This window comes from Ureibacillus chungkukjangi (genome assembly GCF_003217295.1).
GTDB classification, from domain to species: Bacteria; Bacillota; Bacilli; order Bacillales_A; family Planococcaceae; genus Ureibacillus; species Ureibacillus chungkukjangi.
The window spans coordinates 122,871-148,238 of record NZ_QJTJ01000004.1 but is presented as its reverse complement, the minus strand read 5'-3'; the positions used below and the strand labels follow the sequence as shown (position 1 = coordinate 148,238).

At 36.3% G+C, this 25,368-nt stretch carries 17 protein-coding genes; 7 read left to right on the top strand and 10 right to left on the bottom strand.

The window, feature by feature from the left end; all coding sequences use genetic code 11:
- Nucleotides 1–39: 39 nt before the first annotated feature.
- A complete protein-coding gene (locus BJ095_RS05135; RefSeq protein WP_107932620.1) occupies nt 40–714 on the bottom strand; it encodes a response regulator transcription factor in 675 nt (224 codons plus the stop codon).
- A gap of 26 nt (nt 715–740) precedes the next feature.
- Nucleotides 741–1,910 (bottom strand): sensor histidine kinase, encoded by a 1,170-nt coding sequence (locus BJ095_RS05130; RefSeq protein WP_107932618.1) that lies wholly within the window; start codon nt 1,908–1,910, stop codon nt 741–743.
- Nucleotides 1,911–2,272: 362 nt separating this feature from the next.
- On the opposite strand from BJ095_RS05130, the gene BJ095_RS05125 reads away from it, so the two are divergent.
- The gene (locus BJ095_RS05125) at nt 2,273–2,905 is read left to right on the top strand and encodes a YigZ family protein (protein ID WP_107932616.1); all 633 of its coding nucleotides are present in this window, start codon (nt 2,273–2,275) and stop codon (nt 2,903–2,905) included.
- Nucleotides 2,906–3,231: 326 nt separating this feature from the next.
- Nucleotides 3,232–4,296: an LCP family protein gene (locus BJ095_RS05120; RefSeq protein ID WP_107932614.1), complete on the top strand. Its 1,065-nt coding sequence runs from the start codon at nt 3,232–3,234 to the stop codon at nt 4,294–4,296.
- A 211-nt stretch (nt 4,297–4,507) separates the two neighbouring features.
- On the opposite strand, the gene BJ095_RS05115 is transcribed toward BJ095_RS05120, so the two are convergent.
- Nucleotides 4,508–5,587, bottom strand: a complete 1,080-nt coding sequence (locus BJ095_RS05115) for a glycosyltransferase family 4 protein (protein WP_107932612.1) — start codon at nt 5,585–5,587, stop codon at nt 4,508–4,510.
- Nucleotides 5,588–5,879: 292 nt separating this feature from the next.
- Between BJ095_RS05115 and secA2 the strand changes: the two genes are divergently transcribed.
- Together secA2 and BJ095_RS05105 are read left to right on the top strand one after the other, a co-directional pair.
- Nucleotides 5,880–8,240, top strand: coding sequence for an accessory Sec system translocase SecA2 (gene secA2 / locus BJ095_RS05110; RefSeq protein ID WP_107932610.1), 2,361 nt, complete (start codon nt 5,880–5,882; stop codon nt 8,238–8,240).
- A gap of 2 nt (nt 8,241–8,242) precedes the next feature.
- Nucleotides 8,243–9,145: an accessory Sec system S-layer assembly protein gene (locus tag BJ095_RS05105; protein WP_107932608.1), complete on the top strand. Its 903-nt coding sequence runs from the start codon at nt 8,243–8,245 to the stop codon at nt 9,143–9,145.
- Nucleotides 9,146–9,399: 254 nt separating this feature from the next.
- Here the strand turns inward: BJ095_RS05105 and BJ095_RS05100 are convergent, their stop codons facing one another.
- Nucleotides 9,400–10,611, bottom strand: a complete 1,212-nt coding sequence (locus BJ095_RS05100) for a C40 family peptidase (protein ID WP_181417966.1) — start codon at nt 10,609–10,611, stop codon at nt 9,400–9,402.
- 920 nt (nt 10,612–11,531) lie between these two features.
- On the opposite strand from BJ095_RS05100, the gene brnQ reads away from it, so the two are divergent.
- Complete coding sequence (gene brnQ / locus BJ095_RS05095; protein ID WP_107932604.1) at nt 11,532–12,830, top strand: branched-chain amino acid transport system II carrier protein; 1,299 nt, start codon at nt 11,532–11,534, stop codon at nt 12,828–12,830.
- Between the two features lie 135 nt (nt 12,831–12,965).
- Nucleotides 12,966–14,333 carry a S41 family peptidase gene (locus BJ095_RS05090; RefSeq protein WP_107932602.1) on the top strand — a complete coding sequence of 456 codons (1,368 nt, stop codon included), beginning with the start codon at nt 12,966–12,968 and terminating at the stop codon, nt 14,331–14,333.
- Nucleotides 14,334–14,743: 410 nt separating this feature from the next.
- Here BJ095_RS05090 and BJ095_RS05085 read toward each other — a convergent pair whose 3' ends face one another.
- From BJ095_RS05085 to BJ095_RS05065, 5 genes are all read right to left on the bottom strand, one after another.
- Nucleotides 14,744–15,322 carry a TetR/AcrR family transcriptional regulator gene (locus BJ095_RS05085; protein WP_107932600.1) on the bottom strand — a complete coding sequence of 193 codons (579 nt, stop codon included), beginning with the start codon at nt 15,320–15,322 and terminating at the stop codon, nt 14,744–14,746.
- Nucleotides 15,323–15,547: 225 nt separating this feature from the next.
- A complete protein-coding gene (gene murJ, locus BJ095_RS05080) occupies nt 15,548–17,083 on the bottom strand; it encodes a murein biosynthesis integral membrane protein MurJ (protein WP_107932598.1) in 1,536 nt (511 codons plus the stop codon).
- Nucleotides 17,080–18,180 carry a glycosyltransferase gene (locus BJ095_RS05075; protein WP_107932596.1) on the bottom strand — a complete coding sequence of 367 codons (1,101 nt, stop codon included), beginning with the start codon at nt 18,178–18,180 and terminating at the stop codon, nt 17,080–17,082. The genes murJ and BJ095_RS05075 overlap by 4 nt, the downstream gene beginning before the upstream one ends.
- Complete coding sequence (locus BJ095_RS05070; RefSeq protein ID WP_107932594.1) at nt 18,177–19,322, bottom strand: polysaccharide pyruvyl transferase family protein; 1,146 nt, start codon at nt 19,320–19,322, stop codon at nt 18,177–18,179. The genes BJ095_RS05075 and BJ095_RS05070 overlap by 4 nt, the downstream gene beginning before the upstream one ends.
- A gap of 166 nt (nt 19,323–19,488) precedes the next feature.
- A complete protein-coding gene (locus tag BJ095_RS05065) occupies nt 19,489–21,735 on the bottom strand; it encodes an S-layer homology domain-containing protein (RefSeq protein ID WP_107932592.1) in 2,247 nt (748 codons plus the stop codon).
- A gap of 231 nt (nt 21,736–21,966) precedes the next feature.
- On the opposite strand from BJ095_RS05065, the gene BJ095_RS05060 reads away from it, so the two are divergent.
- The gene (locus BJ095_RS05060) at nt 21,967–23,868 is read left to right on the top strand and encodes an S-layer homology domain-containing protein (protein WP_107932590.1); all 1,902 of its coding nucleotides are present in this window, start codon (nt 21,967–21,969) and stop codon (nt 23,866–23,868) included.
- An 84-nt stretch (nt 23,869–23,952) separates the two neighbouring features.
- On the opposite strand, the gene BJ095_RS05055 is transcribed toward BJ095_RS05060, so the two are convergent.
- Nucleotides 23,953–25,239, bottom strand: coding sequence for an oligosaccharide repeat unit polymerase (locus BJ095_RS05055; protein WP_107932588.1), 1,287 nt, complete (start codon nt 25,237–25,239; stop codon nt 23,953–23,955).
- Nucleotides 25,240–25,368 lie beyond the last annotated feature (129 nt).

The following is a 25,368-nucleotide window of genomic DNA, read 5'->3' as shown; positions in this document are numbered from 1 at the left end:
TAATCAACGAAATTATCGTCAATTAGGATTTCTCTTATTTTATCGAACTTCAACCCAACCGTTTTTGATGGCAGTTACTACTGCTTGTGTACGGTCGTTTACGTTCATTTTTTGTAAAATACTTGATACGTGGTTTTTGACTGTTTTTTCTGAGATGAATAATGTTTCACCGATTGTACGGTTAGATTGTCCATCTGTTAATAATTGAAGAACCTCGCACTCACGCTTTGTAAGTAAGTGGAATGGACGGCGAATTTCTGTTTGGTGGAAATTGCCCTTGTTTTCGTGCTCACTTAAGCGGCGGAATTCCGCAACTAGGTTTTTTGTTACCTTTGGATGTAAATAAGATCCGCCGTTTGCTACGACTTTAATCGCTTCAACGATTTCGTCTGCATCCATTTCTTTTAGCATGTAGCCTAGAGCACCAGATCTTAGAGCATGCGTTACGTATGACTCATCATCATGAATTGAAAGCATGATAACCTTCGCATCCGGGAATTCTGCTATTAACTCAGAAGTTGCTTCTACACCATTTTTAGCCGGCATATTAATATCCATTAGAACAACATCTGGTAAAGTGTTGCGGTATAGGTTTACTACATCCCCGCCATCGTCACCTTCAGCAACAACTTCAAATGTATCTTCAAAATCTAAAATACGCTTTACTCCTTCGCGGAATAATTGGTGGTCATCAATAATAATAATTTTCGTCATAAATCCTATTCCCCCTACAGTGGCCTCTATTTACTCTCGATAGTTAGTATATTTTCAGGTAAAGGCACCTTAAATAAAATGCTTGTACCATTCCCTGGACTACTTTGAATTTCCATCGTTCCTTTTAGTAAATCGACTCTTTCTTTCATGCCGATAATACCAAAGGACTGTTCTCTAGCAATTTGTTTATCAAACCCAATTCCATTATCCTTGACTAAAATGCTAATTTGCTTGCTTAGCCACTCTATCTTTACCCAAATATCAGGAGATTTACCATGTTTTATGGAATTATTTACACTTTCTTGAACTAAACGGAAAATAGACACCTCATAATCAGACGGAAGCCTTTTTTCATCGCTAAATGTTTGGAAATGTACCTGAATTCCTGGGTTATACTCCATGATTGTAGAGAGATATTTTTTTAAGGTTGGAACGATTCCTAAATCATCTAATGCCATCGGACGCAAATCGTAAATAATACGACGCACCTCTGACAAGGCATTTCTTACAGTCTTTTTCAGCTCTGTAATTTCCTTCATAGCTGGCTCCATGCCTTTTTCTCGATACGTTCTTTCTATTAAATCGGAACGCATGAGAACATTTGCCATCATTTGAGCAGGTCCATCGTGAATTTCACGGGACAAGCGTTTTCTTTCCTTTTCTTGTGCTGCAATAATTTTAATGCCAAAATCTTGCTTGATTTTCGCATTTTCTAAGGCAAGACTTACATTTTTAAGATCTGTCGTTAAATAATTTAAAACCACGTTAACTTGGTCAACAATATGTTCAGCACGTTCTATTGTATCGTATAATGTTCTTAAACGGCGCTCTAAATCATCTCTTTTTTCACGAAGTCTTTTTTCCTCAGAACGTGTCAGTGATAAACGAATTTGTAGATCATTTGCTGTTTCGTATGCCTCACGAACCTGTTCTTCAGTGTATTGGTTGAAATACTTACTCACCTCTACTAGACGTAACTTGGCGAGTTTGGTTCTTTTCTCTAAATCATCACTTTCATCTATGATTAGTTTGATTTTTTCCTTGATGTATTCTAACTCTTCCTTTAGCTCTTCAAAGCTGCTACGACTTTGTTCACTAATAATGAATATTTCACTTTTTGAATTCGTTATAGTTTCAATCATACGATTAAAAATCACATCAAGTGAGCCAATATCAACTTTTTCGTTTGAAAACATACCTTTACCCTAACCCCAATCCTTATTGGTGCTCCTATTATAACAATTTTTTCTATAAAACGATGTTTCGATGAGATTTCAGAAGTGTGATAAACGTGTTACACTTTTATTTCAAATCACTCGACTACTATAATTTACTCTTATTTTTTAAATTTCTCTATTATAATAATAGAAATTATAAAAAAAAGAATGACTTCTTGCCCATTAGTGGATTTGAAATGCGATAAGAAATATTGAGTAGTTAATAAGAAAAACCAGGAACTGTAATTGTTAATTATTATTATAACATTTTAAAATTAAATTTTAAGTAAATATCTTACTATAGAAACTTTCAATTTTTGTAATAAAAAGGAGATAGAATAATGCGAAATGACTATAAAACTGTAAAAGGCATGGGAGAGCGAGAAATTGTTATTTCAAAATCTCGATTTATTGCTTATGTAAATAGAGCAGAAACAGAAGAGGAGGCTATTGCGTTTATCGAAAGCATTAAAAAACTAAATTCTGGCGCAACTCATAATTGCTCCTGCTACATGATTGGGGAGCATGACCAAATCCAAAAAGCCAATGACGATGGGGAACCTAGCGGCACTGCAGGCGTCCCTATGCTAGAAGTGTTAAAAAAACAAGGGTTAAAGGATACTGTTGTGGTGGTAACCCGATATTTCGGTGGCATCAAGCTTGGTGGCGGCGGTTTAATCCGTGCATACGGCAAAGCAACAACTGAAGGAATTGATGCTGCACAGGTAGTAGAACGTAAATTGCATCACGTAATGAAAATCTCGATAGATTATACATGGTTAGGGAAAGTTGAAAACGAAATACGCAGCTCGCAATATACATTGAATGAAATCCAATATGCAGAAAATGTCGAGGTACTTGTCGATGTATTAAAGGATGATGAGGAAAACTTCACGAACTGGATTACGGAGCTTACAAACGGTCAGTCCACTATTACTTGCATTGATAAGAAATTTGTTGAATTCGTGATTTAACCTCTAGCTGCAAAGGGTTTTCTACAATTTAGAAAATCCTTAGCCACTTCCCCCCTTGCGAATAATTAGGACAATTACATACATATTTTATACTATTAATCTTATAATCTACCTAAGCATTTAATAATGAAAATAAAATCTATTTTACTGTAATTCGACATCATAGTATAATTAATCGTATTGGTTTAGTTGTCGATACGCTTCTATATAACGAAAGTTTTACCATAGATATTTAACTTTCGCGATTGACATACTAAAAAAAATCAAATGAAATGATGCACAACAATTTACGATAAAATGAATTCCTACATATGAGGAGAGTTTAGATGAAAAGATCAGAACGGAATGTTCCTACAAAGAAGTCAAGAGTATCTCTTGTACTTAAAGTACTTTTATTATTGTCGGCATCGGTTTTATTATGCGTAACCGCATACGGAGTCTATATAACAAAGAAAGCAGAAACTGCTGCAAATCAGTCCTTTGAAAAAGTGGATCGCGAAATTTCAGAAAAACGACAGGCAAAGGTTGAGCCTGTAGAAGACAATGTATCGATTCTTTTTATCGGTGTAGATGATAGTGAGCAAAGAGGTCAAGGTTCAGACCACTCTCGCTCGGATGCATTGGTGTTAGCTACATTAAATAACAAAGCCAAAACGGTTAAATTAGTAAGTATTCCTCGTGATTCTTATGTATATATCCCTTATAAGGATAGAGAAGACAAAATTACCCATGCTCATGCAGCTGGTGGTACACTTGCTACAATTGAAACAGTTGAGGAATTATTTGATATTCCTGTAGATTATTATGTACGTATGAACTTTAATGCATTCATCGAGGTTGTAGATGCCTTTGGCGGAATCGAAGTAGATGTCGATCTTCCTTATGCCTTTTATGAAAAAGATGAAAATGACCAAAAAACAGTTTATTTAGAGCCAGGCCTGCAAGAGCTAAATGGTCGTGAAGCATTATCATTAGCCCGTACTCGTTATGTAGATAGTGACATCATGCGTGGAAAACGCCAACAGGACATCATTAAGGCGATCGCCAAAAAAGCAACAAACGTAACTTCTATTACCAAATACGGCGATGTAATCGAAGCCATTGGCGATAACATGAAAACAGATATGACCTTCGATGAAATGAAGTCATTCTTTAGTTATTTAACACAAGGTATTCCACAGATTGATTCCTTAACATTAGATGGGGCCGACGATATGTCGACAGGAATTTACTATTACATGTTGGATGAAGAATCCTTAGAGGAAACAGAGCATATCCTTAAAAGCCATTTAGAGTTAATTCCCGACACATCGAATATTTCAGGTACTGAAGAGTCGAACGAAAAAGCATCTGAAAGCACAACTGATTCCGAAGATATATCAACTCGATAATTCTACTACACGATGCCCATGATGGAAATTCCATTCCTTCATGGGTTTCTTTTTGTCTTTAAAAGCTTCTGCCCTATAAAATCTCCATTAGCCACTACAAATTTATACCCACATAATAAAAATATTAATCAGCATGCTTCTATTTCGACATAAAAAAAGCTATTACTTCATCTCGTTCAAATAAGAACGGAAGTAATAGCTCATGTATTTTCTACTTATTAAATATTCTTGCCAGGTTAATCAACGGTCGATAGTTCTTTCCTGCAAGTCCAATCACTTCAACGAACAATTCAATTGCCACAAGGATTACTGTAATCAGTAATATTGCACCCCAAAGCTTTGCCATCGAGAAGATGATTGCTGCTAAACCGAACATTGCTGCAATTCCATAAATGATCAATACAGCTTGACGATGCGAGAAACCAACATCAATTAGTCTGTGATGTAAATGTGATTTGTCTGGATCTGACCACTTTTGTCCATTACGGATACGGCGAACAATTGCAAAGAATGTATCAGAAATTGGAACGCCAAGCATAATAACAGGGATAATAAACGAAAAGATTGTTACCCCTTTAAAGCCTAGCAGGGACAGAACAGCAATCATAAATCCTAAGAATAAAGCTCCAGTATCACCCATAAAGATTTTCGCTGGGTGGAAATTGTAAAATAAAAATCCGATTGTACTGCAAGCTAAAATTGCTGCAGTAGCAACTACGAACATATTGCCCATTATTAAGGCCATACAAGCTAATGTTATTAAAGCGATTGTTGAAACACCGGCTGCTAGTCCATCAAGTCCATCTATTAGGTTAATGGCGTTTGTAATCCCAACAATCCATAAAATTGTAAATGGAATACTTAAAAATCCAAACTCTAGCTCTCCACCAAATGGCAGGTTAATGAACTCGATTTGAATCCCGCCAAAGAAGACGATGATACAAGCTGCAACTAACTGACCGATCATTTTTGCTTTCGCTGAAATTTCATACATGTCATCTAAAACACCCGTAATGACAATAACTGTTGCAGCTAACACCATTGCTAACGGTATGATAAATGGGTTTTCGCCTGATTGAACCAATGGAGCGGTCGGAACAGGTCTTAATATAACTAGTCCAATTAAAAACGAAATAAATATAGCTAAACCACCCAATCGAGGCATAATACGCGAATGTACTTTTCGATAGTTTGGTGCATCTACCGCACCTATTCGGAATGCTAATCGTTTGACAAGTGGAGTGATTAAAATGGCACCAACAAATGCCACGATTAAAGACACGTAAAGCATGTCTCTCCTCCTCAAAAAAATATAATATACACGATAAAATCTCATTCATTATAGCATGAACGCTATTTAAAAATATAGCCTTTATCGTTTACAAAAAAAGAACAAATACTACAAAATCATTAAATTTGTAAATCGATGAATAAAAGTAGCAAACTTAAGAAAGATGGGAATAATAGTTACAGCCTATTTACATTAGTTTCTCCTTATCGTAAGTGGTCATACCTTGTAAAGTTTGATAGAATAACTAAGTGTCTACTATATATGTAGCCGATTTTTAAAGGAGCGTAAAAAAATGTTCTCAATTTTTAATCGAAACAAGGAAAAAACAAGTTCTCGAGAATTAAAAAAATACTATAAAACCGTCGATCAAATTAACCAGCTTGAAGCTACTTATTCATCAATGACAGATGATGAACTAAAAAGTATGACGTTTCAATTTAAGGAAAGGTTACAAAAAGGCGAAAATATTTCTACAATTATCCCGGATGCATTTGCAGTAGTTCGTGAAGCTTCAAAGCGCGTACTGAATATGCGTCACTTTGATGTGCAGTTAATCGGTGGGCTTGTATTAACTGAAGGGAATATTTCAGAAATGCCAACAGGTGAAGGGAAAACTTTAGTTGCTTCCCTGCCCTCTTATGTGCGTGCACTTGAAGGTAAAGGCGTACACGTTATTACAGTGAATGATTATTTAGCAAAGCGCGACTTTGAGCTAATTGGTCAAATTCATCAATTCCTGGGCTTAACGGTCGGCTTAAATGTACCGATGATGGAGCCGCATCACAAAAAAGAAGCCTATAATGCTGATATTACATATGGTGTTGGGACAGAATTCGGATTTGATTACTTACGTGACAATATGGCGCACACAATTGCCGATAAAGTACAGCGTCCATATCACTTCGCTATTATCGATGAAGTCGACTCAGTTTTAATCGATGAAGCCAAAACGCCGTTGATTATTGCAGGCAAAATGAGTGCAAACGAGGAATTACACCGCATTGCCTCCGTACTGGCAAAACGCTTCAAAAAAGATGAAGACTACGATTTCGATGATGAAACAAAAGCAACTTCTCTTACAGATCGTGGGATTGAAAAAGTAGAAGCTGCATTTGGTGTTGATAATTTATATGATTTAGATCACCAAACGCTATACCACTATGTCATTCAAGCAGTTAGAGCCCATGTAATGTTCGAGCGTGATGTGGATTACATAGTTAAGGATGACAAGATTCAGTTAGTCGATATGTTTACTGGTCGTATTATGGAGGGTCGTTCACTGTCAGACGGCTTACACCAAGCGATCGAGGCGAAAGAAGACGTAACAATTACCGAAGAGAACAAATCCCAGGCTCAAATTACGATTCAAAACTACTTCCGTATGTATCCCAAATTAGCAGGTATGACGGGTACTGGGAAAACACAGGAACAGGAATTTAGAGAGGTTTACGGAATGAGTGTTATACAGGTTCCAACAAACCGACCTCGCATCCGTATTGACCAGCCCGACATTGTGTACGAAAAAGCAGATCAAAAATATGACCGTGTCGCACAGGAAGCATTAGCAAGACATGAAAAAGGACAGCCAATTCTAATTGGGACGACTTCGATTCTTCAGTCTGAAAAGGTTGCAAGCTATTTGGATCAATTAGGTCTACAATATCAGCTGCTTAATGCAAAAACTGTAGAGCAGGAAGTGGAGTTAATTTCACAAGCTGGTCAAAAGGGGCGTATTACAGTTGCAACAAACATGGCTGGACGTGGAACGGACATCGTTCTTGGTGAAGGCGTTGCAGAGCTAGGTGGTCTTTATGTAATCGGTACTGAAAAGCATGAAAGTCGTCGTGTCGACAACCAATTGCGAGGCCGTTCAGGGCGTCAGGGTGACCCAGGTGAAAGTCAGTTCATCGTTTCGCTGGAGGACGATATGTTCCGACGCTATGCAAAAGAGGATGTTGAAAAGTTCCAGAAGAAATTAGTAGCTGATGATACAGGCCGTGTTCAAAATAAAGAGGTTTTAGAACTAGTTGACCGAACACAGCGCATCGTTGAAGGCTCTCATTTCTCCATGCGTGAATATAACCTAAAGCTAGATGATGTTATTAATGATCAACGCCGTGTCATTTATAACTTACGCGACAATGTATTAAAGCAAGAGGATTTAATCGGCCAGCTAAAAACGATGTTAAATGAAACAGTCGATTTTGCTGTGCGCGATAATGCTCCAGAAGAGCTGAGTCCAATTGATTGGGATTTCGACAAAATGGAGTCTACTGTAAATTCACTGTTCTTGACGCCAGTTCGTATTGACCGTGAAGAAACAAAGGTGAAGAATATTTTACAGTCGATTCAGCCATCAGTGGATGAATTACTGCAAACGATTGAAGGCTTTGAGCAAAACGAGCAGGTGATGCAGATCATTCCTCGTGTCATGCTAGCGTTCATCGACTCTATGTGGGTTCGTCATCTAGAGCAAATGAGTCATTTAAAAGAAGGTATCGGTTTACGTCAATACCAACAAGAAGACCCGATGCGTATTTATCAAAGAGAAGGATTGGAGCTATTCGGTAAAAATTATCAAGAGCTTCGTCGTTCCATCGTTGAAGAAATCGTCGCATTTATGAAGTCGCTAAGTAATACAGAGGAGGAATAACATTGGGTTTATTTTCATTTTTTAAAAAGACAGACAAGGTCGGAGCAGACAGTGCCATCGATTCTAAGGACGTAGGTCAAAGTGGAAAACAAGGTGCAAATGCAAATAATGTGGAAACAAAGCTTTCATTTCATCCGGACTGGCATGTGCCACAGGAGCAACGCTATATTTTCAATTTCTTAGCAAATGAATTGCAGCCTTTAAAGCCAAACCAATTATCGCTAGCTGCCATTAATATTGAAGTAGATCCAAACACAAAGGCTTGGAATGTAAAAGCCTTTGTACGCTCTTCATTAGAACAGGCGATTCAGCTAGGTGAAATTGAATTACTTTTATTAGATAAAAACGACCAACAAATCGGTGCTAAAAGCTTTAACTTTGCTGAACTAGGTGCCCTTCCTGGTAAAAGTGCCCGTCCTTGGGTATTTACATTTGAGAAAAGCACGGTGTCAGCTGAGGAAGTACCAGAGGATGGCTGGAAAATCGCATTCAACCTTGTATCACTACGAGGGCATCAGCTGGATTTAGACGAAACTTGGAAAACACAGCTTCCACAGGATCAGCAGGAAGCATTAGTGAAAATCGTAGAAAAATTACCGAAGCTAGGTAAGAACGAAGTGAATTTCACTGGCCTACAAGCTAAAATCCAGGACGATAAAAGCTTAGTAGCCTCTATCTTTATAAGAAATGGCAATAACAAGGCCATCAATATCGAACAGCTTCCATTAGAAATTGTCGATGCTGAAGGAAAGCTTGTTGCCAAGGGTGCATTTAGACTAGACCCAGTGATATCAGTTCAACCAAACTCAACAAAACCATGGACATTCATCTTCCCTGAAGAACTAGTTTCAGAGGGTGAATTCGACATGTCCCGCTGGAGTGCAAGAGTAACGCAAAATAAATAAAGAGTATTGAAAGTGACTTAAAGGAATTGTTAAAAGACAATTCTTTTAGGTCATTTTTTTGAAGGTGTGGGGGGTGCCGGGATGCGAATATCCGCCAGTTCAGGTGGTTTATCCGCCGGTTTTAGTGATATATCCGCCAAAATTTATAAAATATCCGCCACTTTATCACATATATCCGCCAACAATAAAAAAACGCAAGAATGCTAGCGAATAACTCTCAACATTCTTGCGTCTCTATATTAATAATCCCGAGCTTATTTTACCTGATTAAATCGCTTGAATGCGACAAATTTGGACGCCCAATATTCGTAAGATAGCTTAGTGACTTGCACCCCACTGCTACCCGCGTGAATAAATTCACCGTTCCCTATGTAAATACCCATGTGAGAAATTCCCTCGATATACGTATTTTTAAAGAAGATGATATCCCCTGGAATCGGGTTTTCAACCTTAGTCGTATCATTCATGAAATAATCATTACTGCTCTTTCTAGCAATATCCACTCCTGCATTTGCAAAGACATACTTCACAAACCCACTGCAATCAAACCCAGCAGGAGTATTTCCAGCAAATACATACGGCGTACCAGTTAAAGATTGAGCAATTTTTAGCACATTCGCATAAACTGCTTGTCCATTCGCAGACACGTTATTTTTAATCGCAATCTCTTTTGCTAATTTAGCGTCAATCGCTAAATCCGATTGGATGACTTCCTTTGGATTTAAGACTGCTTCCGGCTCCCCTTCAGTTGTAGAAGAAACATTTAGCTTCAACACTTGTCCAATGTAAATCAAATCAGAATTTAATTGGTTCACCTTTTTTAAATCTGCGACAGTTACACTAAATTTAGAAGCAATTTTTGATAAGGAATCGCCCTTCACTACCTCATAGTTTAGTACATTTGTATTTTGATTAGGCGCCGTTACCGGAGTGCTTGCTGGTAAATCCTTGTTTGGTGTTGGTGCAGGAGTTGTTGGCTTTGATGGCGTTGGCGTTGTGGTAGTTTTCACTTCACCAACCTTAAGCTGCTGCCCTACATAAATCGCATCGCTCTTTAGCCCGTTCCACTTCTTAATATCGGCAACTGTTACTTTTAAAGCAGTAGCAATTTTTGATAGAGTATCACCTTTAACTACTTTATAAGTGCCCACACTACTAGCTGCGGCCGGTTTTGTAGTTTGCTGGGTACTCGTTTCGGGCTTTTGATTGGATGCTGCTGGTTGTGAGCTTGTTGTCGTTTGCTTCGCATTCGTAACAATAAGCTTTTGTCCAACATAAATATTATCATTCTTCAAATTATTCCATTGCTTCAGTTGTGCCACTGTCGTCTTGTTAGCTGTAGCAATTTTCGTTAAGTTGTCACCCTTACTTACAGTGTAACTAGATGCTTCTGCCATCGGTGCACTAATAGCCGCTGTCGCAATTAAAGCAGTACTTAGGAATAACAATTTCTTTTTCTGTAACATTCTCGCCCCATCCTTTCTAGTAAATTCTCTCTCTATTTCCATCATAACTATTTTTATGACAATTTTCTATTGGGTTTTACAAAAAAACTCGGTTTGGGGCAAGTCTATGGATATATGTAGTATGAGTAGCGATCAATTTCTATTTGGCACTTCAATTTTAGTTGTTTACTAGTGATATCTCTCGGAGTCTGGGTGATAGAAGTTTTTAAGGGCAGTGACTGTTCTCTCTTCTCCATAATCTCCATTTCTAGCTTTTTGGGGCACTGACAACCCTTCTCTCTTCCCCATAACTGCCACTGCTAGCTTTTACGGGCTTTGATAACCCTTCTCTGTTCCCCATAACTGCCATTTCCAGCATTTAGGAGCACTGACAACTCTTCTCTTTTCCCCATAACTGCCACTGCTAGCATTTAGGGGCACTGACAACCCTTCTCTCTTCCCCATAACGGCCATTTCTAGCATTTAGGGGCACTGACAACTCTTCTCTTTTCTCCATAAAAGCCATTTCTAGCATTTAGGGGCACTGACAACTCTTCTCTCTTCCCCATAATTACCATTTCTAGCTTTTACGAGCACTGACAACCCTTCTCTTTTCCCCATAACTGCCATTTCTAGCATTTAGGAGCACTGACAACCTTTCTCTCTCCCCCAGAACGGCCACCTCTAGCCTTTACGGACGCTGACAGTTTCATCTCGCTTTCCCTATAAAACAATTCTATCTATTAACTGCAACCTACCTCGTTACAGATAAAAATCTAAAAATTTTAGAAAAATTTCAATATTTAAATAAATAAATATTAAGATTATGAAAATGCTATTTTATTCGGCTAAAGTGTGTGCTATAATTAAACTTGTGATGTCGAATTTTGCGATAAATTTTTTGAAAGTTTTTGCTTTTCAATCAGAAAGGGTTTTGGTTTATGAAATTTATTAAAGAGAATCTTGCTGTTGGGTTTATGCTTTTTGCATTATTCCTTGGTGCAGGTAATATTATTTTCCCGCCGGAACTGGGACAAAATGCCGGAACAGAATTTCTTCCATCGATTATCGGATTCCTTATTACAGGTGTCGGATTACCGTTGATTGGGATTATTGCTGTAGCAAAAAATGGTGGAGATTTGCAGGTGGTTGCGAATCGAATTCATCCATTATTTAGTATTCTATTTACAGGTGTCGTTTATTTATCTATCGGACCATTATTTGCCATTCCACGTACTGGGGCCGTAACATATGAAATCGGGATTGCTCCGTTTCTATCGGAATCAGCAAAAGCAAGTGGTTTACTGATTACAACGATTATTTTCTTTGCGATTGTTCTGTATCTATCATTGAATCCTTCTAAAATGGTAGACCGAATTGGGAAAGTGTTAACACCCGCTTTATTGTTCGTCATTGCTTTACTTGCTGTTAAAGCATTTATTACACCAATGGGCGAATTTGGTGAACCACATGGTGTGTATGCTACAAACGCATTTTCTGAAAGCTTTATCCAAGGCTATTTAACAATGGATGTACTTGCCTCTCTTGTGTTCGGGATAGTAATTGTACAAGCTTTACAAGCAAAAGGAATTACAGATCGCGCGAAACAGGTTAAAACAACTATTTTTGCAGGGATTGTTGCTGCAGTTGGACTTGCCTTTGTTTATATTTCTCTAGAATATATTGGCGCAACGAGTGTTGATTCTATTGGTTACCTTGGAGATGGCGGTAGTATTATCGCTCAATCTGCTAAAGCTCTTTATGGCAGCTTCGGAAATATCATTTTGTCAGTAGTTATAATATTAGCTTGTATCACAACAGCTGTAGGATTAGTTTCAGCGAACGCTACATTCTTTAATAAGCTGTTCCCTAAGCTTTCTTATAAAACGTTAGCTGTTATCTTTACAATTTTTAGTTTCGTTATTTCAAACTTTGGCTTATCAAAGCTAATTTCAATTACGTTACCGGTATTGATGTTCATTTATCCAATTGCGATTGTTTTAATGTTCTTAGTATTGTTCGATCAGATGTTCAACCGCGCACCAATTGTATATAGCTTAGCTTTATTTGCAACAGCACTTGTAAGCTTATACGATGGTATTAAAACGGCGGGCTATTCTATCGGCTGGTATGAAAATATCTTAACTCTATTACCACTTTATGATCAAAGTATCGGTTGGCTGGTACCGGCTATTGTTGGACTAGTGATTGGCTGGATCATTCATTTATTTACGAAATAAGGACCATGCCTCTTTTACGAATCATTATGTAAAAGAGGCATTTTTTATAGCTTTATTTTCTAAAAATTACTATCTAGTAAATTCGTAGTAATTAGCTATAATTAAATTATCAAAAGAATTAAGGGAGTTATACCTATGAAAAAATATCTATCGTTGCTTTTAAGCATAATGCTCCTATTGCTTCTTCCGCTCCAGACATTTGCAGCTACTCTTGATGAGGTTAAAACGATTATACGTAATGATTACGTAGGCAATATTAACGGCAATCTTGAATCTGCAAAAACGATCGAAGAGGCTATTAATATGCTAGACCCTTATTCCGACTATTTTTCAAAGGATGAATATGATTCGTATATGAATACCATCAACAACTCATCTTCGGGGCTCGGAATTGTGATACAAAAGCACGAAAAAGGTATTTTAGTGACCGAGCTAGTGAATGCAAATAGCTCAACTAAATCTAACTTCCAGGTTGGCGATATTATCACAGAAGTAAATGGCCTTTCCACTACTGCCATGAGTGTTGAAGAGGTACAGGCTTTATTTTTAAATGAAGAAAATACGATGGTCGAATTGAAAATCCTAAAGAGTAATGGGGCAACAGTTACACAGACTGTTCAATTATGTTCTTCAACTCTTCCAAATGTAAATACGAAGCTTCTTTATGAAAATGTTGGATATATTTCTTTAAATTCTTTCTCAGAGGACGGAGCACAGCTAGTGGCGAATGCTTATACCAAGCTGTTAAATCAAGGTGCGACCTCTTTCATTGTCGACCTGCAAAATAACGGCGGGGGCTATGTATTGACTGCCGAAAGACTGATCGGTATGTTCCCTGGTGCTCTGTATGCTTATAAAATGCAGTCCTCTACTTCAAACGTACTTGTGAATGCAAAACAGCAAGGAATTTTATTTCCTGCTAAAACACGCCTTTTGGTGAATCGTTATAGTGCCAGCGCATCTGAAATGACTGCCGCTGCATTATTAGACCAGCATGCTGCAATTCTTTACGGGGAGCAAACCTTTGGAAAAGGAACAATGCAATCCTTCTACTACTTCCCAGATGGCAGCGTCCTAAAGCTAACAATTGCGGAATTCTTTGGTCCAAAGGGCACCGTTGTAAAGGATACCGGGATTAAACCAAACATCGTAACGGCTACCAATCCTTTATATACTGCTCATTACGATCAAATTACAGAAAATCTGGATACGTATAAACAATTACCAAGCTTAAGCAATGTCCCTACAACAAAAACCTTTACGATAAATTTCAATAAAGAGATTGCTAGTCAGCTAGACTCGAAGGACGTAGAGATCGTACAGCTTGGCGGTACTGCTATTGCAGCCTCCACTGAGGTGTCAGGCAAACAATTAATAATTAAGCCAACGTCACCACTCCAAAAAGGTCGCGAATATATGGTCATCATCAAGCCAACTATTAAAGACAAAAACGGCAAGCCCATGATTAAGGGCTATTACTTAAAGGTAGCCGTACAAAAATAGAAAGAATCCCCACTAAGGAAGCAAATGCTCTTTAGTGGGGATTCTTTCTATCTATTCGGCTTTATTTTGATTGAATTTTGATTATTCTCGGTATGTTAGAGAACAGCAATAAACGGAGAAATTCCTCTTATTTTGATGATTTTAGCTATTCCCTTGAAAATAAGGGAAGATTTTCCTCTTATTGTGGGTAAATCATTGAATTTCGGCTGATTTTAAGCAGATAACCGGAATTTTTCCTCTTATTTTGGGTTTTAAAAGGCTCTCTCGCTAATTAGCGGTAAATTCTCCTCTTATCTATCAAACACAAAAAATGCTATCTTATCTACCAAGCACAAAAGCTCTCTCACCCAATATTTCACAGGTCGCTCTAATTCCCCCAACAAAATCAATATCCAAATAACCTTTTATTATTATGAAGTGACCAATGCTGGTTCTTTTTTGAAGTAAATCGAGAATAAATCCTCGGCAAGCTCTTTTGCAGACTTTTGATTTGTCAGTAAAAAAGCATTTGTTAGACGTAAAATAGAGCCCAATAAGCTTTGGGAAACAACTTGTATATCGTTGTGTTGTTGGTTTGGATAATTTCTAGCTTGTCCTTCTAGAATTTCTTCAAACTTTTTCACTAGCTTGTCCTTCACAAGATACGACTCTTCAGATTGATAGAGTCCAATCTTTGTAAGCATTGGGTTGGCAATAAAGTATTGAAGTAAATTTTCAACTACCTTAAGAAATTGAATATCCTGTTGGTCAAATTGCTCATCTAGGATATTGAAAAGATCTTGTTGAAATTGTTGATGTAAATCGTTAAATAACGAGTCTTTACTTTCAAAATATAAGTAAAAAGTTGGCTGTGTAACCTGAGCCGCTTTTACAATATCACTAATTTTAGTCTGATAATAGCCGTTAGTTGAGAATAATTCGATTGCTTTTTCACGCAGTAATTGTTTGCTTTTTTCACCGTTTGAGTTGACTTTTCTTCCACGTGCCATAATACTTTTCCACCTTATCCTTAATATTACTAACTTTAGTTTTCACTATCACTATGTTAATAATTATAATACATTCCCAAAATAAAAGATAGACTTTAGTCTCACCTTTTGTATATAAAATGTGAAAACAAGGTGACTTCCAATGACTTCTGCAACATCTAACTATAGTTCTTTTAACCTAATCAAAATAAAAAAAATGAGCACCTTTAGAAAGGTGCTCTAGTTTTAGGACGTTTTAAAAATTTTATTTTTAATGGTGAATAAATAGTCTTTTACTTCTTTTATTCCAAATAGTAAATATGACCCTAAAGTAATAAAAGTGAAAACAATTAAACCAACTACAAAGGTAATCCATTTGTTTCCAAACTCTAAATAAGTACTTGAGAAGTACATTACTATAGCAATTAGTATAAAGGCTACAATTGTTTTGAATATATCTGTTCGTCTCTTGTTTGAGCTTAGCTTTAAATCATATTTATATCGTGCATAGACGATTAGCATAATTGTATTGATAATCGAGCTAATCAGTGTCCCCCAGGCGATTGCATTTACACCTGTAGAGTCTGCCATCAAATACATAACTAAGATATTAATAACAAAAACATTGATAAGACTGAATACTACCGGTGACATCGAGTCTGCTTTTGCATAATAGAAACGTGTAATATACGTATTTGCTGCTAAGAAGAACATTGATAAGACAAAGATTTGAAATACCGGTGTTGTAATCATTGTTCCCTCAGCTGTAAATTTTCCTCTTTCAAAAACAACCTGAATTATATTTTCTGCGTTGAAAAACGAATAGATTGATACTGGAATCAATAATAGCAGTAAATAATGCAAGCCCTTGCTATATAAATTCTTGATGGACTCATAATCATTCTCTGCCTCTTTTTTACTTAAAATCGGATAGATGACCGTAGTAACAGCCGTGATTAGAATTGCTTGTGGAAATTGCGTCAAGCGAGATGCATAATTGACCGCGGAAATCGCACTTTCTCCTAATCCTAAAAACATTACGAAAAAACGCTGAAGCATAGCATATATTTGTAATGTTCCCCCACCAAGGGCAATCGGTACAACCATTAACCATAATTGCTTAGTCGTTTTATCATGCTTAAACGAGAAGCCCACAGGATGTGAATTTAGCTTGCGATAGCCAGCTACAAGGAAATACATCATAATAACTGCACTTGCCAATGCACTTATCCCATATGCAATTGGACCAACCACAAAGGATAGAGCAACTGCAATGATTAAAAAGAATACATTATAAATTAATATCGAAATACTTGATAAATGAAATTTATCATTAATATTTAGAAGTCCACTATACCAAGAGGCAAGACATAAAAGAATCGATGAAGGCATCATCCAGTAGAATAGATGCTTTGCTAAGTCGAATTCTGCAGGACTTATATTATAATTCTGGTTGTATATCAAATTTAAGATCGATGTTGTAAAGCAGAGAACAAAGATTGTCATTATTGATACAGAGATTAAAACAATGGTAAAGGATTGTTTTATGAATAACGCTTGGTCAGTTGTCTTTTTGTTATAAAGTGAAATCACTGCAGTTGTAAAAGCACCGCCAATTACTAAATAAAGAAAATTGGGTAGTGTGTAAGCAGTAAATATAGCATCTGCTTTATAAGACACACCATATTGATACCCAATGGCCATTTCTCTAAAGAAACCGAAAAGCCTTGCAACAATATTAATAATAGCAACAGCGCCGACAACTTTCATAAACTTATTCATAGGCTAGAACCACCTTTAACGGCAGATTCGTATAGACCAATGACACGCTTCGTAATTTCGTTTGCATCATGAATGTGTAAAATTTCATCAGCAGCCTGCTTTTGATAATATTGCTCTTTCGGTGTGTTTAAAGCATTCAGCATTTCACTGGCCAAAGCTTCCGAATTTTGCGGTTCTACGAGATGACCTGCTCCATTTTCAAGTAAAGAAACAAGTCCACCTACCCTCGAGGCTATTACTGGCGTTCCTGTAGCAATCGCTTCAAGAGCAACTAAACCAAAGCCTTCGATATGGGAAGGTAATACAAATACATCACTAGCCTGGAACCATTTTACAAGATCCATTTGTTCAAGTGGGTCAATCAGCTTCACTGAGCTATCGACTAAAGGCTCAATCGAATTTATAAAGCTTTGATCTCTTCTTGAACCGACAATGACCAGTTTCACTTTTTGGTCTGTACTTTTCTGAACCTGTTTAAAGGCATGCAATAATTCCTCTACACCCTTTTGTTTAATCACATTTCCGACAAATAAATAGATGTAATCCTCTTCCTCGATCCCTAATTGCTTGCGAGCTTGCTTTTGGTCAGTTTGATGGAAGACTTCTCTATTTACACCCATACTGCAGATCAGTATCCTTTCTTTAGGAATATTAAATTCTTTCTCGATTTGCTCTGCTAATACAGGACCAACAGCGATAACATGACTGCTTTCCTTGAGAATTTTTTGCGTCCAATTTCGTATCTTGGCACTTTTCTTCGCCATGCGTTCAATATCTCCACCATGTGCTGTTACGATGTATGGAATATTGAATGCCTTCTTTAGCACATAGGAAAAGACCCCAGATGGAAAGACGTAATGTGCATGTGTAATAGAAATTAGCTTTCGTTCCTTCATCGCCTTACTAAATACACTTAAAGCCCATTTACTATATTTTAATATCGTATTCTTTTTACCTGTTGCTGGATTATTATTCGCAGCGACAATGACATCTATCTGCTCTTTTTTCAGTGCGTCGACTTGATTTTTTACAAAGATTCCAAATGACAGATGCTCGCTGGAAGGATACATATTGCTAATTACGAGTACTTTTTTCATTTGCCCTTCACTGCCTTTACCATCAATTGTTTTCCGCTCATGGCTTCTGAATATAATCTTTCAGAAATATCCTTTGTATCTTCAATGATTTCTTCCCAATTGGATTGTATATGAGCAACTGCCTCAGCAATTACATTTGGGTTTTGTTGAATTTCCTCTATAGATATACAACGATTTTGCGCATTAATAAGCTTCATATAATTACTTACTTTTTGATGATATGAAAGCGCGATAATAGGTGTTTGTGTATTTGTCGCTAATATCAAGGAATGTAGACGTGTACCGATGACGATATCGAACTCTTTTGTTACCTCTAGCAAACGCTCGGGCTTTAAGTTTTCATCAATAATTTTAGTACTGCTTCCAAATTGCATTTTCTTTTGGATATCCTTTGTTACAGATACATCCTGTGGAAATTTTGTCGCGAAAAATGTAAGTTGGACATTATGGTTTTTTATTAAGTTATCAAGGTTAGCAGCCATACCTTTTACATAATTGTCATACTTTTCAATATCGCCAGATGGCCAATAATTCGCATTATATATTGGAACAGCCGACAATCCAATTTGAGTTGGCTTTTTTACATGTTCATTCTTTGGATTATGTAAAGTAAATGCAGGATCTCCAATTACTTTTATATCTTTCTTTACTCCAATTTGCTGCAATAGAGCTTTTGATTCTGGATCTCGTACAGATACATTTTCTGCATGCTTACAAAGTAACCGAATCATTAATTTACCTGTTAATGTGTCTAGTGGTCCCGCTCCAGCACCGTAAACGATGTAAGGTACTTTTGAATTTGCGGCCATTAACCCATATGTTCCAAAAAGATGCGCTTCACGACGGTAAAAGTCCATCAGAATACCGCCTCCACCTATAATGAGTAAATCAAATTCAGCTACATATTTTTGATTTGACTTATAAGTATGAAAGAAAGTTTTATATAGATTTCCCTTTTTATAATAGAGTGGATAGCTTATTACTCCATATTGTTCTGAAGTTTGCTGTGTATTGTTACTAAAGACGGTTATATCTTCTCTAGTTATAGAAAATACTTGTTCAACCTGCGTAATGATACTAAGTAAAATTGCTTCATCCCCGTTATTATCATTACCGTAATTTCCTACGATCCCGATTTTCATTAACCTACATCCTTTTACATTTTATATTGAACAATTATACCATATTTTAAATAATCCCTCTTTTGAACTTAATATTCAAATTTTGATATTGAAGAAAAATAAATTGAAAAACATTAAAAGGACATGTCATTCTATTTGACATGCCCTTCCTCTATACTTTATAGAATTACTTTAACTTTAAAGCATTATAGATAAACAATCCAAAATGAGCACGAGTAATATACGAATTCGGTTTATACGTCCCATCACTATAACCAACAGTAATATTGTTCTTGGCTAGTGCTTGGACAAACGGATATGCTCCACTATCACTCGGTACATCAGAAAATTGTGTGGACGATATACCGGATAACTCAAAAGCATTAGCTATAATAACAGCCATTTGTGCACGTGTTAATTTTCCATTTGGATCGAATGAACCATCTTCTTTTCCGCCCATAATTTTAGCGTTTTGCACTGCTGCAATTTGCTTATAATACATATGTGCAGTTGAAACATCAGTAAATTCTGGATTAGTAATATTTGTAGTATCTAAGCCCATTACTTTGCTTATAATAACTGCACCATGAGCTCTTGTTAACTCATTATTTGGTTTAAAGCTACCATCTGCATAACCTGCTACGTAGCCTTTTTCAGCTAAATATTTTAATTGCTCATAGTAAGGGTGACTTACAGATATATCTGTGAAAATACTTTTTTCAGGTACTTCAATTGGATAAGAAACTGTTTTAGTTCCTAGCTTCGCTACAATGCTTCCTTTACCAGGTTTCGTAGCTGTAAATTTCCCACCAGTTGTGATTGTTCCTATATTTCCTTGAACGGACCACTGTAGTTGACTCGCATTGTATATTAAATTTTTCCCACTAGCATCTAAAGCTTTAACAGTATATGTAGAACTGCTTCCGTTCGAAACTTTATTACTACCACTAATACTCATTGAAGCTGGTGCGTCTACAATTGTAACTGGGAATGACTGTACAGCCTTTCCATTATGATTAATATAAACATAATCAGAGCCAGCTTTTGTAGTAGTAAAAGTTGTTCCATTAATCGTTAATGTTCCTTCTACTGATTTCAAAGTAACTTCACCCTTTGAAATTGAAAGAGGATTATAATATTGATCTAAGACATGTTGAACCGTAATTGTAGAGCTAGTCCCTTTTAGCATTGTACCTACGTTTGTTCTAGTATATTTCATCGTTTTTGCTACACCAGTTGGCGCTGTACTAACAGCTTCTAGTATCGCATTTACTCTTCGTTCGGAGCCATCTGAAGGTTTGTTTGCTAAAACAACATTATTGCTGCCGTATTTACGAATACCCATAGCAGTCGAACCGCCACCATCGAGATTAATAGCTGTATCAACACCTAGTTCAACAAGATAGTTTGCTAGTTGTACCATATTCATTCCTTTACTATGAGTTTGACGTCCGTCTACAGTAATATAATGAACAGTTTTTTTATCAGCACTAGATGCCACAACAGTTCTTGGAGCAATCTCCTTGGCACGACTACTTGAAGTACTCATCATGATATAAGGCTTTCCATCACGAACAAGCATTGGACCCGAAGCTAGAATAAATTGAGACTTGTCCCACTTTTTATCTACAGAAAAGGAAACATCAATTTTTTCTCCTACTTTGACGTCAGAAAAAGCACTATTAGATCCCCCCTGAATAGATATGATAAATCCATTTTTAGGGATAGTGTGTTTTGATTCTCCATATGGAGCAATTGCTTTAACTGTTCCACTAATTGTATCGCCAAAAGCAATATTGGCGATATTGGAGCTTCCTTCAACTATGATTTCATAACCAAATTCATTGGTATCTGTATGTCCTTTATAAAAGAGAGGTGTATATACGATTACTTCTCCAGCATTTCGTACTCGGTCCATCCCTGAAAGCTCATATGTCTTTCCATCGCGTGATAAATTGATATCAAAATCGAAATAATCGATTATTCCTTGGCCATTTTGGTTAATCCCGAAGGCTGTTGGAACATTCATATATTGGTCTGCTCCCTCTGTTACAATGCCGCCATTAATAATTTGATTATTTTTAGCGATTAAAAACAAAGGATTTCCTTCACTTGTATCAAAAAACGCAGCGTTTATCGCTCCTACTACTCTATTACCCTCTACTGAATGTTTAGTAGCAAGTGATGTTACGCGATCTCTCGAATTATATGTAGAAGGTAAACCTAAATCTACTTTTGTATATGGATCATTTAAATTTATTGATAAATGATTAATAACATTTGTTGATGAATTTTTATATGTATACTGACTATATTTAACCCCACTCGACACCGGATACTGTTCATTTACTGTTTGAGCTGCATGAGCAGGTACTCCGATTACTCCAAAGACCAACATTAAGACTAAAAATCCAACTGTGCTTCTCTTTTGCATAATTTTGTGCTCGCTTCTTGAGCTGTCACTTCCTTTCCTCTATTATCCATTTAATCATATTAATCTATCAAATAAAATATTTATTAGTAAATTAATATATATTATCCAGAAAAAACGTTACTATTTACCTTATAATTTCATATATTTTCTAAAAGATAATATAAATGACCTCTTATATTTCTATTAATAATTTGATAGTATTGAAGTGTAGGAAATGGAGGGGAAATATATTTGAAAAAAATCACTTTATTCTTATTAACATTTGCAGTAATAATTTCAGTACTTTCTACGACAAATAAAGCTAGTGCTGCTACTGATGATGTATCTGGTAATTACCACGAGGTAGGGTTGCGCTATCTAATTGAAAAAGGTGCCTATACACCTGACGCAAATGGCAAGTACAATCCCAACAACACAATTACACGGGGACAATTTGCTAGTTTTTTATCCAAAGTTTTAAATCTACCAGCCGAAAATAAAAAAACTTTCAGCGATGTATCTTCTAACAATAAATACTATCAAGATATTAGAAATGCAGCAGATGCTGGAATCATCTCTGGATATGAAGATGGAACATTTAAGCCTAATGCCAATATTTCGCGTCAACATATGGCTTTAATGCTTAAAAATGCTCTAACTTATATGAAAAAAGGCACTTCTACAAATTTCACTTTAAACTTCGTAGATACTAACCAAATTCTAGAACCATATCGCCCTGCTGTTGCACTTGGAGTAGAGCTTGGTATGATTCATGGAGCTGAAGTAGGAAATGTGAAGTACTTCTATCCTAATCAAAATACACCAGTTTCTCAGGCATCAAGATTTATACTACGTTTAATGCAGGTTGCCGGTGATAGTGCAGCTATTCATGCCGGTCCATTTAAGCTGAAAGAAATTTCAGGCGGCAAATTGGTTGATAGTGGGAAAACTTCTTTTGATTTCAACAACGTATTAAATGCAAAAACAAAAGACACTCAAGTAATTGTACAGGGTGAACAAGACAAAATTATCTATATGCACCCAGGGACAGGCTATGCAGTTTCTGATGTTTATACAACTTTCTATTCTCAAACTGTTCAAGACAGTATTGGAACGGCTGCTAACACAGAAATGCAGTATTTAACTGCAGATGGTAAAACTGTTAAAGTAGATCTAGCCGGACAAGTTGGTTCTGCTAACAAATATCATGTAACTTTAATTCCTTTCTCTCTTTCAAAGGGTCGTTCATACTACATGAATAATAATGGTGAAATCACTCACTATTTAGTTAATAAAAATGGTACTGCTACTGCAAACTATTTTTATGGTAAAGCACCTGTTGAAATGAAAACAGGGGTAAAATATTATAGTTGGAATGGAATTAACTTCTCAGGTGGAGGATCATCATTTACATACTATAATTATTATCAATTTTTACCAACTCACTCAAAAACACAATACACTGCTGAGGAGCTTGACAAGTATATTGATTATGTACTTTCTTCAAGAACTAACGGTTCAAAAAGTAAGCTCAAAAATCTAGGTCCTGTTTTGAAAAAAATTGAAGCTGAATATAATGTAAACGCACTAATGATTCTGTCTTTAGCGATGCATGAAAGTGCATATGGACTAAGTGACCATGCACAGAATCTTAATAACTTATTCGGTCTATATGTATACGATTCAGGCTCTCTAGATAAAAACTTTACTTCAATCGATGCAAACATCAAAGAATTATTGAATGCTTTCTGGTTGAAAAACTATGTACCCGCTAATGCTTCTTATGCTCACGGTTCTGTATTTGGTACAAAACGTATCGGCTTTAATGTTAAGTATGCTTCTGATCCGTATTGGGGTGCAAAAGCTGCTGGTCATTACTATCGTGCAGATAAGTATCTAGGCTTTAAGGATGCAAATAACGCCTATAAGGTTGGTATAACGAATACTGGTGGTTTAAATGTACGGGTTGCACCATCAAATTTAAATACTGATAAAATCTACACGTATACTCGTACACTAATGCCAGTAATTATTACTGATACTGTTAACCAAAACGAAGCTCTTCCTTGGTATAAGGTAGTTCCAGATAGTCTGACTGTAAAAACTGGTTATATCCGCAGTGATTTAATCAATGTGCTAAATACTACTGAATAATGATTAAAAGATTGTCTCCAATTGTGAGACAATCTTTTTTTACAAAAAAAACGCCTCCATATCACTGATATGGAAGCGTTTTTTCTATATTTTTAGTTGTTTCTTATCACTTTTTATAATAGCCGAAGCCAATATCACGAAACCAAGCATTAGGATAAAAATGAGGTCAAGTAATCCGGTATGCATTGAAACCGTAAATAATGTAACAGTGAAGGCATAAGCAACAGAATGGAAGCTCTTTACACCAGCCTGCTTCACTTTATTATAAATAAGAGAAACAATAGCACCATACAGTAAGAAACCAATCGCTACTAACAAATATCCACCATCTAAGAACAATTGTCCGATAAAGGTTGGCGTAGTCGTACGATTAGGACGGGTGATATACTTCCCTTCCTCTACACTCAGGGAGTTAACAACCTCTGTTACTTTCATACGCGGTGATGTTTGTTCACCAGGCAGTACTGTACTAATAATACCTGTATGCATTTGTCCACCTAAGTATCCTTCGTCTTCGGTATATTGAATAATTTTACTTAATACAATATGTCCTGTTACCATTTCTCCATTTAACGCTCGCATCCATTTAGGAGTTTCATTCACCTTTTGTTCAACCGTGATTAACTGAACTTTTTTCTCTTCCTCTAAGTGAGTGATATCCGGTTGCTCTCTGTTGTTAAATTCCTTGGAAGTATCTTCTGACACCACACGCAGGAATCCAAATAGCGAAAATGCAATCCCTATAACTGCTAAAAAAGTTATAAACCAAGTCAGCTTAACTCTTTTAACTATATAGTGGAAAATAATTAAACCTGTAAATAACATGATAGCTAAAGGTGTACGATAACCCATTAATAAGAAAAGTACCATAACTACTGCAAAAATGACAAAGTACACTGCTGCTTTTTTAAAGGTCATTTTCTCTTCACGAATCATTTTGTATGAAATTAGCAATAATACACCAAACCATAAAAGTGAGCTTAAGAAATTCAGTTTCGGGTCTAAATTACGTCGAACCGATTCATCGGAAAGCCCAACACTACCTTGTATAATCATTAGTATATAAGCGATTAGTCCAATAGCTGTTAAGACAATTATAAAATGAACGACATATTTCCCCAACTTTGATAAACCAAATGTTGGTAATGTCCATTGTAATTTATCAATAATATATACACCTAGATAATAACATATTAAAGCTAAAATTACGGCTGGCCAAATTGATACTGTTACATCGAATAATTCAAAACGATGAAAATCAAAAAGGCTAATAAAAAAATACAGAAATAAAATAAACGGTAAGAAGAAATACGGTGAAAATGTATCAATTCTATTGATATTATTGATAAAGCTTTTACTTTTATCCTTCATATAATTATGACATCATCATTTTGTGATGCTCTCATTTCCCTCACTTTACTTTAAAGTTTTACTACTATTTATGACAAAGCTAGTGTCCATTATATCATATATCATAGTCATCAATCTCTATGATATTAG